The sequence below is a fragment of the Flavobacterium galactosi genome (assembly GCF_048158585.1).
Taxonomy (GTDB): domain Bacteria; phylum Bacteroidota; class Bacteroidia; order Flavobacteriales; family Flavobacteriaceae; genus Flavobacterium; species Flavobacterium galactosi.
Genome location: NZ_JBLNKV010000001.1, coordinates 529,563 through 542,972 on the forward strand (window position 1 = coordinate 529,563; position 13,410 = coordinate 542,972).

At 34.3% G+C, this 13,410-nt stretch carries 11 protein-coding genes; 4 read left to right on the top strand and 7 right to left on the bottom strand.

Annotation, left to right across the window (positions count from 1 at the left end):
- Positions 1–83: 83 nt before the first annotated feature.
- The 3 genes from ACM55M_RS02265 to ACM55M_RS02275 form a co-directional block, all read right to left on the bottom strand.
- Positions 84–2,414: a glycoside hydrolase family 3 protein gene (locus tag ACM55M_RS02265; RefSeq protein WP_416855857.1), complete on the bottom strand. Its 2,331-nt coding sequence runs from the start codon at positions 2,412–2,414 to the stop codon at positions 84–86.
- 225 nt (positions 2,415–2,639) lie between these two features.
- A complete protein-coding gene (locus tag ACM55M_RS02270) occupies positions 2,640–3,005 on the bottom strand; it encodes a putative quinol monooxygenase (protein WP_416855858.1) in 366 nt (121 codons plus the stop codon).
- Between the two features lie 171 nt (positions 3,006–3,176).
- The gene (locus ACM55M_RS02275) at positions 3,177–4,094 is read right to left on the bottom strand and encodes an MBL fold metallo-hydrolase (RefSeq protein ID WP_416855860.1); all 918 of its coding nucleotides are present in this window, start codon (positions 4,092–4,094) and stop codon (positions 3,177–3,179) included.
- A gap of 174 nt (positions 4,095–4,268) precedes the next feature.
- On the opposite strand from ACM55M_RS02275, the gene ACM55M_RS02280 reads away from it, so the two are divergent.
- From ACM55M_RS02280 to ACM55M_RS02290, 3 genes are all read left to right on the top strand, one after another.
- Positions 4,269–5,165, top strand: a complete 897-nt coding sequence (locus ACM55M_RS02280) for a helix-turn-helix domain-containing protein (protein ID WP_416855862.1) — start codon at positions 4,269–4,271, stop codon at positions 5,163–5,165.
- Between the two features lie 191 nt (positions 5,166–5,356).
- Complete coding sequence (locus ACM55M_RS02285; RefSeq protein ID WP_416855863.1) at positions 5,357–7,006, top strand: DUF6377 domain-containing protein; 1,650 nt, start codon at positions 5,357–5,359, stop codon at positions 7,004–7,006.
- A gap of 271 nt (positions 7,007–7,277) precedes the next feature.
- Positions 7,278–9,050: a glycoside hydrolase family 13 protein gene (locus ACM55M_RS02290; RefSeq protein ID WP_416855864.1), complete on the top strand. Its 1,773-nt coding sequence runs from the start codon at positions 7,278–7,280 to the stop codon at positions 9,048–9,050.
- 155 nt (positions 9,051–9,205) lie between these two features.
- On the opposite strand, the gene ACM55M_RS02295 is transcribed toward ACM55M_RS02290, so the two are convergent.
- The 4 genes from ACM55M_RS02295 to ACM55M_RS02310 form a co-directional block, all read right to left on the bottom strand.
- A complete protein-coding gene (locus ACM55M_RS02295; protein WP_416855866.1) occupies positions 9,206–10,372 on the bottom strand; it encodes a chromate transporter in 1,167 nt (388 codons plus the stop codon).
- Between the two features lie 93 nt (positions 10,373–10,465).
- Positions 10,466–10,966: a hypothetical protein gene (locus ACM55M_RS02300; protein WP_416855867.1), complete on the bottom strand. Its 501-nt coding sequence runs from the start codon at positions 10,964–10,966 to the stop codon at positions 10,466–10,468.
- A gap of 55 nt (positions 10,967–11,021) precedes the next feature.
- Positions 11,022–11,891 carry a chromate resistance protein ChrB domain-containing protein gene (locus ACM55M_RS02305; RefSeq protein WP_416855868.1) on the bottom strand — a complete coding sequence of 290 codons (870 nt, stop codon included), beginning with the start codon at positions 11,889–11,891 and terminating at the stop codon, positions 11,022–11,024.
- 171 nt (positions 11,892–12,062) lie between these two features.
- Positions 12,063–12,452 carry a Dabb family protein gene (locus ACM55M_RS02310; protein WP_416855869.1) on the bottom strand — a complete coding sequence of 130 codons (390 nt, stop codon included), beginning with the start codon at positions 12,450–12,452 and terminating at the stop codon, positions 12,063–12,065.
- Between the two features lie 353 nt (positions 12,453–12,805).
- On the opposite strand from ACM55M_RS02310, the gene ACM55M_RS02315 reads away from it, so the two are divergent.
- Positions 12,806–13,369, top strand: a complete 564-nt coding sequence (locus ACM55M_RS02315; RefSeq protein WP_416855870.1) for a Crp/Fnr family transcriptional regulator — start codon at positions 12,806–12,808, stop codon at positions 13,367–13,369.
- The last annotated feature ends 41 nt before the right edge of the window (positions 13,370–13,410 follow it).

A 13,410-nucleotide genomic window follows, 5' to 3' on the forward strand; every position in this document is an offset into this window, starting at 1 on the left:
AATCTACTAAAAATTTGTGGACTGGGCATAAAAAAACCACCTACAGAGTTATAGGTGGTTCAAATACAATTTAGTATATCTTATTATTTCTTAACGTTGTATTTTTCGGTTCTGGCATCTTTGATTACCCCTTTCCAGTTTAATCCGAAACCAAAATCATACACATTCCCGTTAGTATCTATATAAGGAGTCATGTCATGAGGAACATCTTCCATTTGTTTTTCAACGGTTGACATGTTCAAAGGCATTTGTAAAGGCAACAATCCAGAAGGTTCTGTTTTTCCAGAAACAATATCCATTAAAGCTTCTACTTGTACACCAAATTCTCCAACAATTGCATCAACGTCTTTTTCAAATTCTCCAAAAACCATTGGGTTAGAAATGTTTATTGAAATAATTACGGGTTTCCCTTTCATCGCTTTTTTAGTTTCAAGAATCGTATTTAAATCCGGGTACGAATTTGATTTAGACATTTTATTCAAATACGAGCGGTTTGTGATTGTAGGATCAATCACAGGATCTCCGGCAGCAATACTTTGCGCTCTGGCATCTACAGCCGTATACTCTTTTAATTGCAAACTGATAGGCACATATCCATTTCCACCCGCTTCTCTATCGGCTCTGCTGTATCCGCCACTGATAGGACTTTTGATAAACACGATGGCAAAATCAGCTTTAGCAGGATCATCTGTTACGGTATAATATTTTTTAATCAATTCTAAATTAATAGGATATTCAATTTTTTCAGGAGAAGGTTGACCAAAAAAGTTGATACCTGCAGGAGTAACTCTTTTCGGGATATATACGGTCTTTCCTTTTGCGATTGGCAAGGTCTTATTTTGATTTTTAATCATCACAATTGATTTCAATTGTGTATCATAACCGGCTTTCATGAATTCAGGTTGACCTACAATTGCTTTGGTCTCATTAGCATCTAAATAAGAATTTTCGAATAATCCCACTCTAAAAATGTTCAAAAGTAAACGAACCGCTGATTGCTCAAAACGCTTGCGCATAAACGTTTCTCCGTGTTCTTTTATACCCATTTGGTACGCTTCAAGCACCGGCTTAATGTCATTATTTCCGCCAAATTGATCCACACCGGCCATCATAACTTTGTAATGTCTTTCGGCAACACTTAATTTTTCAACACCCCATGATTTACCTGCAAAGACATCAGGTGTAGCTCCTTCATCTGCTGTAATCAACCAATCCGTGCAAACTACTCCATCATAACCGTATTTGTTTCTCAATAAATCAGTAATGATGTATTTACTAAATCCGTTTCCAACATTTTCGCCGTATTTTTTATCCTGACCATACGAAATCGTATAATATGGCATAACCGCCGATGCTTTTTTAGTTTTTCCATTCAATTTAAAAGCGCCTTCTAAAAAGGTTTTTAAATGGGTTTCAAAATTATTTCCTGGATACACTGCAAATTTTCCATACGCAAAATGTCCATCGCGACCTCCTTCTTCCGGACCTCCACTTGGCCAATGTTTTACCATTGCGTTGACACTTTGATTGCCCCATCCTTGATAAACAGCAATTGATTTTGTTGAGGTTTGAAAGCCATCCACATAGGCTCTTGCCATATCTGTTGCTAATTTTGGGTCTTCGCCAAAAGTACCCACAAAACGATTCCATCTTGGTTCTGTAGCTAAATCAATTTGTGGAGATAAGGCTGTAGTAATTCCAAGGGCTCTGTATTCCTTAGCAGCAATATATCCAAATTTTTCCGTAATAGCGGGGTCAAATGTTGCGGCCAATCCTAATTCCTCAGGCCATTGTGATATGGAACCCCCAGACCCTGCATTGTATTCGGAATCTTTATTGGCTCCATTTCTTGGGTCAGAACTATTATTGGATGGAATTCCCATTCCAATACCTTCCACCAATGCTTGTATGTTGTTATTCCATTGTGCCGCAATTATCGGGCTTTGAACCGAAGTCATTAGCACATGACGCAAATTATCATTGGTTAAAAACGCAATTTGTTGATCGGACAAATCCGAAGGTTTTGCGCCACTTTTAGAAAATGGTTTTTCATTATACGTTCCGGTAAACATTCCTGCTTCCTGCGCCGGGACAGATTGATGTCTGCTATATAACATTAATCCGGCCATTTGCTCCACTGTCATTTTGGTGGCAAGATCTTTGGCACGTTCCGCTACCGGTTTTCTCCAATCTTCATAGATATCTAACTTCCCGTTTTTGTTCAAGTCTTTAAAAGCTAAACCATCTGCTTGTATGATTTTAACTCCTGATTTGGGTGAATATCCTAATGTTTGGCCTCCTTTATTTTGAACAATAGAGTAAGAATTTTTAGGGGTTTCCGTCCATTTTTTTTGTGCATACGTTTGCGTTCCAACAAGTAAAATTAACGCAGGTAATACTATTCTTTTTTTCATATTTTGGTTGTTATATTTGGTAAGTAAACAGGTAAATTTTCTTCGTTATGCAACGAAAACGGTTTCAAATATATAAAATAATGCGTCACAACAACACAATGAAATTAAAAAACATTTTATAAGACATTAAAAATACGCATTTTACATCGTGTAACCCTTTAGTTTTTTTCCAAAACCAAAATCCAAAAAAGCCTAACCTTGCTGTCTAATTTTACAAAACACAAACTATTTCAATTGTAATTTCTTCTTTGCCTCGAGGGCAATAGGGTCTGTGTTTAGGAGTTCCAGGGATTTGACCATTACCATTGTAGTATTTTTATATCTCTTGAAATGAGTGGTTTGTATATGGGTATTGTAAGCGTCATCATTGGCATATATCTCAAATACGGTGATGATGGCAGGGTTAGCTTTATCAGATACCGCATATAGTGAAAGGACTCCAGGTTCTACACGAACCGAAGTTTCCATTTCCTCTTTCAATATACTTTTATAGCTTTCCAGTTGGGCTACATCAATTTCGAGTTTTGCAATACGTACGACCATATTCTTATTTTGAGCAAATGCACTGCCGCTTAAAAGGGTTGTCATCATTATCATTGCTATAATTTGATATAATACTTTTTTATTTTTCATTTTTTTTGATAATAGTGTTAGTTTAATTTCTTCAAAATAAAGGCTAACAATCCCTTTTTCACCTATTTTTTCATATGACTATTTCTTATAAATTTTGATTACCAATACTAAGAATCCGCGTGCTTCACTTTACTTCTTGATCTTTTTAAGTGTAAATGCTTCTCCAGGAACAAGCACATATATGCGTTGCGGATTAACCACCATTTTTTTTAATTTTTCAGGATCACCATTGAAAGGTGCAAAATCAGGTGAATCCACTGATCCCCAATGATTAAGCAGTAGTGGCGTATTTGGATACGCATTTGCAATTTTCACGGCACCTTCTAAAGTGAAATGCCACTCGCTATCTGAAAAATCAAACAAAATAGCATCTGGCGCAGCGAACTCAAGGTGTTCTTTCATCAATCGAGAATCGCCTGGAGCCCAAATAGTGCCATCAGGTGTCTCAATCCAAAACCCACATGCATCTTCATTTTTAAAGACACGTTTACTCATGCCCGGATATGCATTTTGATATGCATGATCAGCGGGAGTCAGTTTAATCTTTAGACGGCCTATTTTAAATTCATCACCGATAGTGTGACCAAATGATTTAAAACCTTCATTTTTCATCAGCGAATCAACATATATTGTCGAATGATATTCTTTTGTCACGCGCAAAAGGTTGCGATTGGTAGGAATACTATAATGGTCATTATCGGCATGCGTAACCAATACTGCATCTAATCTAAGGACATCTTTTGGCGCTATTGGAAAATCTATTAAAAGTGGCATATCAAAACCTTCCAACAAAGGATCAACCATCAAAATAGTACCTCGGCTATTGATAAAAAAGCCAGCCATACCCAGCCACCTTAGCGTGGTTTTATCAGATGCTTCAAAAGCCTCTGCGCCAAAAGTTTGTGTTTTCCCTGGTCGGGCTTGATATTTCTTCTCTTTCTTTTCTGATGCTGCACTTTGCTTACCGTTTGTAGGCGATTGTGCCTGGACAATTAGTATTGAAACTAAAAAAGTCGCTACTGTAAAAATCCAATTTTTTGCTTTCATAATTCTTCTTATTAATTAGTACTATTTTGAGTATCTGATATGCAAATTTCTTTCTATTTTTCATGATAAAATTATATAAATCACTGTATATCTTACCATTATTACTGATTAAAGATAAAAATAAAAAAGTAAAAAATATTTATATTAATTTTGAATGAATTGAATTTAAAAGTCATGAAAGAAATAGTAAAATTGGAAAGTATCGCACAATTTAATTCTGAGCGAGGACAAAAGACCTTACATCCCAAGGTAAGTGTTCTGGACCAATCATTGTCAAAACCTATAACAGCAACCCGTTTCGTTTCGGAACTTTATATCATTTTTTTTAAGGACTTGAAATGTGAGGAACTCAAATATGGACGCACCCATTATGATTACCAAGAAGAAACATTGCTTTTCATTGCACCAGGTCAGGTTTTGGGATTTGAAAGGGATATTAAAATTATACAGCCAAATGGATGGGCATTAGCATTTCATCCTGATCTAATACGGGGAACTTCACTTGCTAAACGCATCAAAGACTATGATTTTTTCTCCTATGCTGTAAATGAAGCGTTGCATGTCTCTGAAAGAGAGAAACAAATTGTTTTGGAATGTTTTAACAAAATAAAACATGAATTAGAATATCCAATTGACAAACACAGTAAATCTATAATTGTGAGCAATATTGAATTATTTTTAAATTATTGTGTTCGCTTTTATGACCGGCAGTTCATAACCAGAGAAAACATTAATAAAGATGCCTTAGTGAGGTTCGAAACTTTGTTGAACGACTATTTCCAATCGGGTAAACCACAAACGCTAGGATTACCTTCGGTACGGCATTTTGCTGAAGAACTTAACTTGTCAGTAAACTATTTTGGAGATTTGGTGAAGAAAGAAACCGGAAAACCGGCTCAGGAATACATACAGGAAAAAGTGATAGATCTTGCCAAAGAAAAACTTTTTGATATCAATAAATCAATTAGCGAGATTGCTTATGAAATAGGTTTCAAATACCCACAACATTTTACTAGATTATTTACACAACGGGTAGGTTATTCCCCTTACAAATACAGAACGATGAATTAAAAGCTACAATACATCTATAGCATCAAAAAACACTCGAACTTTTGTTTTAAATAATAAAAGTGCTGTTTTAGAGAATTCTAGAAACAAAAAATCTAGTATATAGAAAGTGGTAACCAAAAGGAGTATTTGAAAACCGGTATTCCGTTAAACTGGTTTTTTAGTTATTTTTACATGATTCTAATCAACCTAAAATGAATAAATTTTCAGCTTTACTGATCGCATTAATATTGCCCATTTTTCTTTTTGGTCAAGTTAAAAACGATTCATTATTAAAAGAACTGGATAATACCGTCAATGAATATGGGTTGTATTTAAATCGAAAAGAGGCCGATATAAATAAAATTAAAGGACTTTTACACTATACTGCTACAGACCTGCAAAAATTCGATATTTATGGCGAATTGTATGTTCAATACAAAGCATACCAGTCGGATTCAGCATTAATTTACGCTAGAAAGAGCGTAATGATTTCCCAAAAATTAAAAAATCCGGACAAAGTAAACGAAGCAAAATTAAACGTTGCCTCCATAATGGGAACTTTAGGAATGTATAAGGAATCCCTTGATATACTAGAAACAATAAATATCCATTTGACGCCAAATCTAAAGGGAACCTATTATTGGACGAATCGTATTATCTATGGTTATTTGAATGATTATGGCACTTCCAGTCAAGAAAAAAAGGAATATGATGCGTTGACGAAAAAATACAGAGATTCGGCAATGCTTTATTTTTCGCCAAAATCCATAGAATTTGGTATTGCCAAATCAGACCAATTATTGGAACATGGGCATCCGGATCAAGCGATTAAATTACTGAATGTATTCTTTTCAAAAACAGTAAAACAAGATCCGGACAGAGCTGTTATTGCTTATATTATTTCGGAAGGATATCAACTGAAAAAGGATAAAGAACAGGAAGAAAAGTGGTTGATTATCTCTGCAATATCCGATTTAGAATTGGTAAAAAAAGAAAATATTTCCTTGCGAAAATTAGCTTTCATCTTATATGAACAAGGCGATATAGACCGTGCCTATAAATACACCAAAAGATCACTAGAAGATGCTCTTTTTTGCAATGCTAAATTAAGAACCTACGAAATATCAAAAATGTTGCCCATTATAAATGAGGCATATGAAAATAAGAATGAAACCAATAGAAAGCAGCTAATCATTTTTTTAATATGTGCCAGTATTTTATCCTTGTTCTTATTAGTCGTTTTGATTCTGCTTTTTAAACAAATGAAAAAATTGGCGAATGCCCAAAAAGAAATAAGTCTAGCCAATACAAAACTGTCGGTATTGAACAAAGAATTAAATGAAATCAATGAAAAATTGAATCAAACGAATGCAACACTTGCCGAAGCGAGTTTATTGAAAGAAATTTATATTGGCCGCTACATGGATCAATGTTCGGATTATATTGCAAAATTGGAGGAATACAGACGAAAATTGAATGTAATGGCTACTGCGGGAAAAATGAATGAACTTGTAAAAGCAGTGAAGTCGAATACTTCTATTGAGAAAGAATTAAAAGAATTTTATACTAATTTTGATCAAACTTTTTTACAATTATTCCCCAATTTTATTGATGATTTTTTGAAATTGGTAGTAGATAAAGAGGTACTTCATTTGAAACAAGGGGAACTTTTAAACACAGAGTTAAGAATCTTTGCACTCATTCGGTTGGGGATTAAAGACAGTACAAAAATTGCAGAATTTTTAAGGTATTCGGTATCGACGATTTACAATTATCGTTCCCAAATAAAAAACAAATCGGTAGGACCCAGGGAAGAATTTGAATCCAAAGTCCTTTTAATTGGTTCATCGGGCAAAAACTAAAACCCTTTACCTCACTAATACTTGTTGAAAAGCAGTATTTATTGCGTTTTTATTTTATAAATCTGCCACTTTTTTTGTGTATAAATTAATTTTAAACTATTGATTTTAAATTAATTATAAAAAATATAATTTACTTTTTTTTTACCTGTAAAATTTTAAGCAGGGAAAGAATCTACTTTTACTATATCGAAATTTTGGAAATATAAGGCAATACTCCAACGTGTTTAATAAATCGATTTCGCCCAAAAAACCATTAACTAAAAAAATTAAAATGAAGGTAGTATTATCAAAGGGAATGGCCATTGCATTGTTTTGCTTTGGATTAGTAACAAACCCATCTGCAGCGCAGGAAAAAAAACCGACAATTGAGCGCAAATGGTGGAAGGAAGCCGTTGTGTATCAAATTTATCCAAGAAGTTTCAAAGACACTGATGGAGATGGAGTAGGAGATTTGAAAGGGATTATTCAAAAATTAGATTATATCAAAAGTCTAGGAATAGATGTGGTTTGGTTGAATCCAATTTACGGTTCGCCAAATGCGGATAACGGATACGATATTTCGGATTATCAATCTATAATGAAGGAATTTGGAACCATGGAAGATTTTGATGCATTATTGAAAGGAATGCATGAAAGAGGTTTGAAATTAGTAATGGATTTAGTTGTCAATCACAGTTCAGATGAGCATAAATGGTTTCAGGAAAGCAGAAAATCCCGAGACAATCCATACCGCGATTATTACCATTGGTGGCCAGCCGAAAAAGGAAAACCCGCTTTCCGCCCAGGTGCTTTTGAAGCAGATGGAAGTGGTTGGAGATATGACAAACAAACGGATTCTTATTATTTACATTACTTCAGCTATAAGCAACCTGATTTGAATTGGGAAAACCCAAAATTGCGTCAGGAAATTTATAGCATGATGAATTGGTGGTTCCAAAAAGGGATTGATGGATTCCGTATGGACGTGATTCCATTTATCGCAAAAGACACGACTTTTCCGGTGATTACTCAAGCAGATTTAGATAAAAACTACCAAGGACGTTGGGATGTTTTTATGGCCAGTGGACCTCATTTACACGATTATTTGAAAGAAATGAATAAAGAAGTTTTGAGTAAATATGATGTAATGGCATTAGCAGAGGGTGCTGGAATGACGCTAAAATCAGCTCATGATTTTGTGGATGCCGATAGAAAAGAACTGGACATGGGGTATCATTTTGAAGGGACCAACTTAGGATACATTCCGGGTTATTTCAAAAAAATGAATCCAAATTGGAGTTTAATTGATTTCAAGAAAATCTATTCTGACTGGGATGCTGTTTACGACCAAAAAGGATGGGGAACCATTTATTTAGGAAACCACGATCAACCTAGAATGACTTCTCGTTGGGGAAATGACGCACCAGAATTTAGCGCTGTTTCATCAAAAATGTTAACCACTTTTTTACTTTCGATGAAAGGAACACCCTATTATTATAATGGGGATGAAATAGGAATGGTGAATCCCAAATTCAATAAAATTGAAGATTATAGAGACATCGAAACGATTGCAGAATATGAAAAAGTAAAAATTGCCGGCGGTGATTTAAAACAATTCATCGAAGATCAAAAAACAGGTGGTGCAAGAGACAACGGAAGAACTCCTTTTCAATGGGATAATTCTAAAAATGGAGGTTTTTCAACAGCGGAACCTTGGTTAAAAGTAAATGACAATCACACGGTTTTGAACGCAGTGGCTCAAGAAAAAGACCCAAATTCAGTGTTGAATTACTTTAGAAAAATGACTAAACTTCGCAAAATGAACCCCGTTTTAGTTTATGGGAAATACACTCTTTTAGAAAAAGAGAATCCAAATGTGTATGCGTACACCAGAGAATTAGAGGGTAAAAAAGTGTTGGTGTTATTAAACTTTTCTGCCAAAAATGCAGTGGCAAATACTGGAATTAACTTAAAAAACGCAAAAGTCTTGATTAATAATTATGCAACGGTATCAAAAAAAGCAACACTAAGACCTTATGAAGCTCTTGTTTTAGAGTTGAAATAAGGCACTGTGATTTTCTAATAATTTACTATATTGTCTAAGTTTTACATTTAAAAATAAGGACGATATAGTAAATTATTATTTTTAATGAAGGACATATTTTGTCTTTTTGCTTTTATGTTTATTGAATTACCTTTATTCAATTTTTATACACAATTCTATAGCATTAATTTTATAATAATCCCTAAAACTGCTGCAACAGCAATAATATAAGGTTCTTGAATTTTCTTAATATAAAGTAAAGCAAAAATTGTCGCAATAGCTATTAGCGTTGTTGGAATATCTAGAATATTTCTGGATGCAATCACACCAACTGCTCCCACTAATGCACCAACAACAGCCGCTGTAATACCATCTACAAAAGCTTTGATTGATTTATTTTGTGCTATTTTTTTAAAAGATGGAGCTAAAGCAATTGTAAATAAATAGCACGGTAAAAATGTTGCTAAAGCCGCAATCATCGCACCTGGAAAACCTGCAACTAAATAGCCAATAAAACCAACTGTGATAACAACTGGCCCGGGAGTAATCATGGCAACAGCCACTGCATCTACAAACTGTTGTTCCGTCAACCATTGATTTTCTATTACAACTCCTGCGTGTAAAAAGGGCACAATCGCCAATCCGCTACCAAATACAAATGCTCCCGCTTTCGCAAAAAAGATGGCGATTTTCATCAGAGTAGTATTTTCATAGTTCCAAAAGCCTATTTGTAATAGAACGATAGAATTGACCGTTTTACTATTAAACCATTTTGGAGGCGCTTTGACAAACATATATAAAAGTCCGGCAAATACAAATAACAAGACTTGTTCTTGCTGTGTTACTAATGTTATAAGTATGGCAACAATAAAAAACAACCATAATAACCAATTCGTTTTAAAAGACACTAAATTGAATTTACCGATAGACTTTAGCGTCAGCTTATAAGAACTCATTACGATAATACCTATAACAGCTGCACCTACACCATAAAAAACAGCTTGTATCCAAGACAATCCTCCATATAATTTATAAACGATTCCTAATAATACCACCATTATAAAAGAAGGCAAAACAAAGGCAAATCCTATCAAAGTTGCGCCTAAAAAGCTATAATGTACAAATCCCAGGTAAATACCTAATTGTGCCGCTAATGGGCCAGGTGCTAATTGTGCTAAAGCTAGACCTTCTCTATATTCTTCTTCTGAAATCCATTTTCTATCTTCAACTAAATCGCGGTGCATATAGCCAACCAATGCCACTGGACCACCAAAACCAATCGTTCCTAACTTCAGGAAATAAAACGCTAATTCCTTTAAAGTATATATTGGGTTCTCTTTCATATGTGTTTTGTTTTTTAATGGAATACGATACCACCATTCTTCATTTCAATTTGTGATTTTGAAATCATGGCAATTTCATAATTTAAAATGTTTTTAAAAGGCGATGCCAAATTGGAAACCTATAGCAAATGTTGCAGGATGTTCATTGCCAAATCGCACTGGCAATGGAATGGCAACATAATAGCTGCTGTTTGTGTTTTTTAGTACAGTTTTGTTGAATACTGGAGTTATGCCATACCTGCCATTAGTTTCAAATGCGGCTCTCCCTGCAAATGTGTATCCGTTTCCTAGTGCTACTAATATGCCAGGATGGAATAACAAACTATTCATTTTACTAGTGCCATCTTCTGCTTTTATAGTAGGAACTATTTCAAAAGAGAATCCAATTTTTGAGCTTTTCCAAATATTAATTCCTGTTGGAAATCCAACGGCATAATAATCTTTAAAGTTTAAAGTCGTTTCACTTTCACTGAAAGTTGCTATAGGATGAACCACACCAAAATAACCCGTTATTTTTGGATAAGTAGTCTGAGAAAAAGCAGCGGTATTTAATGCCAACAAAGCAAAAAGAATAGCAAATCTAACTTGTATCATATCGTTTTTATTTATAGAACAAAACTAACGATGCTAACGATGTATAAATAGTATGCTATTTACCTTTTGTATCTGGATTACTTTTTTGAGAATTTTTTCGGTAGGAAGAAGGATTTTTTCCTGTACTCTGTTTGAATATTCTCGTAAAATGACTTTGATCCGAAAAGCCAGTCATATAGGCTATTTCGGTAAGAGTATAGGTTGAATTTTGAATAAGGGTAATTGCTTTTTCGATTCGTAATTTTCTAACGTAATCTCCAAAATTGAGGTCTTCAAAATACTTGGAAAACTCTCTTGATAAATAGGAAGAGTTAAGTTCTAAGTCATTGGAAATTTTTTTCAGGTCAAAAGTGAATTGGCTGTCTATTTGATCCTGAATAATTGCTTTTAAATCTTTGACCCAAGCAGGTGTTTTCTTATTGCTTGTTTTTTTCTCTTTTAAAAATTTATTATACACTTCATGTAACATATTTTCAAAAGGACTATTCTGCAAATGATTCTGTTTATGTAAATGAGTTGCCCAACTGTATAGCGCATCATAAATGATCATACCGGTTTCTAATAAGGTGTAGTCATCCGTAATGTTATAGGAAAGCCCCGCTGAAATTGCCCAAAGCCCTGCTGACTCTTTTGCAATATCGTGTCTGTCTGTGTCTGCACCACGAACAATATCAGCCATAATTAAAATAGCAGGATCTTTAATTTTATATTTTTTCACAATGTAGTCAAAGGTACTTTGCTCTTTGTAATGTGTAAATTCTACATTAGGAATATCAAATGGAATGGCATCTAGTTTTTTTGCTTTATCCAAAACTTCGCTGAAGGGGACATAAATAAATTCAGCCTCTTTGTCTACAAATGTTTTTATTAACCAAGGACTGGCTATTCTATCAATTTTAGGTCGCTCTCTTGTTATCCATTTCATCTGTGATTATTTACAAGGGTTTTGTTTAATGCGGTCTTTTGAAGTACTGATTTTTTGTCTTTCGGGTTTATCTAATTTCTGCATAAAAAAAGGTTTCAAGATTTATTTCTTGAAACCCCTATTTTAGTAGTGTTTCCACTTGAATTGGCAACAGCCCAACTCCTTCAACTTTTATACATCTATAGCATCATAAACAACTACTTTTTTCCACAAATGAGAACAGTTCTTTATAAAAGCCAGATGAAGAGGATGGTCCTGGTATATTTTTTGACCGGCTTCATCATCAAAAAACATGAGTTCTGAAACACTCCAAGAGGTGTCTACTACTTCACGCTTTTCCGTCGAAGCTAAAACGCCCACATGAATTTGGCGAATAGTTGGAATTGCCGCTAAGGTTTTTAAACCGGAAATCAATTGCTGTTTATCAGCCTCTGATTGGGGGTTTTTTAACCAAAAAAACACATGGTGCAACAAGGGTTTTTTCTTTGGACGCATTGCAAAGCCCATAATACCTGCAACTCCAAATAAAGCTGCAGAGCCAATAAATCTTCTACGTATCATCAATTTATTTATTTTAAAAGGTAAATATCGAAATTTAAAAAATAAAAAAAGACAAAATGACTCCTTATATTTTATTCCTAAAATTTTTAAAACAATTAATTCCCCAATTCTTTTTCGTCGTGCCAGTCATATATTGATTTGCGTTTAGTAATCAACCAAAGGATGCTTTCGCCTGTTTCGTTTTGTGCGAGCTAGGATTTAAATAACCATACCATTTCATACCTATTTTCAAACAAAAAGAAGGCTATACCCTAAATGAATGTGCAATAATGAATTAATTAGATCTTCTGGGGAATAGTTGTAGCCAGCCTTCCTTTTTTTAATTATTTTTATACGGTTTTAACAAAGAAGTAATGGAAGCAATTTTAAGAAGACAAATTGAGAAAATAGTAAAATTAACGGATGATGAATTTCAATTGGTACTTTCGTACTTTTCGGTGGGTAAATATAAAAAACATCAATACATTGTGCAGCTGGGAAATTCCGTTCCGGATGTTCATTTCGTAGTAAAGGGTCTCTTAAAATCTTTTTATATAGACAAATCGGGTAAGAACCATATTCTGCAATTTGCCATGGAAGATTGGTGGATAACGGATAACCAGGGTTTTTATAATAAACAGAATGCCACGCTCAATATTGACTGCTTAGAAGATGCACAAACCTATTCTATCACTCTTGAAAACAGAGAAAAGCTGTGTGTCGAGTCACAGAAAATGGAATTCTTCTTTTTGCAGAAAATGACTGCCGGTAATATTGCGCTTCAAAACCGAATTCTATCGCTTATGAGCAAGAATTCAGAGGAACGATACACGCAGTTTATCCAATTATACCCGGATTTGATTCACCGTATTCCTAAAACTTTGATAGCATCCTATCTGGGTATTTCAAGAGAAACATTGAGTCGTTTATCGCATTGACGTGATATAGGTCACAAATTATATGTGATGTATGTCCTTTA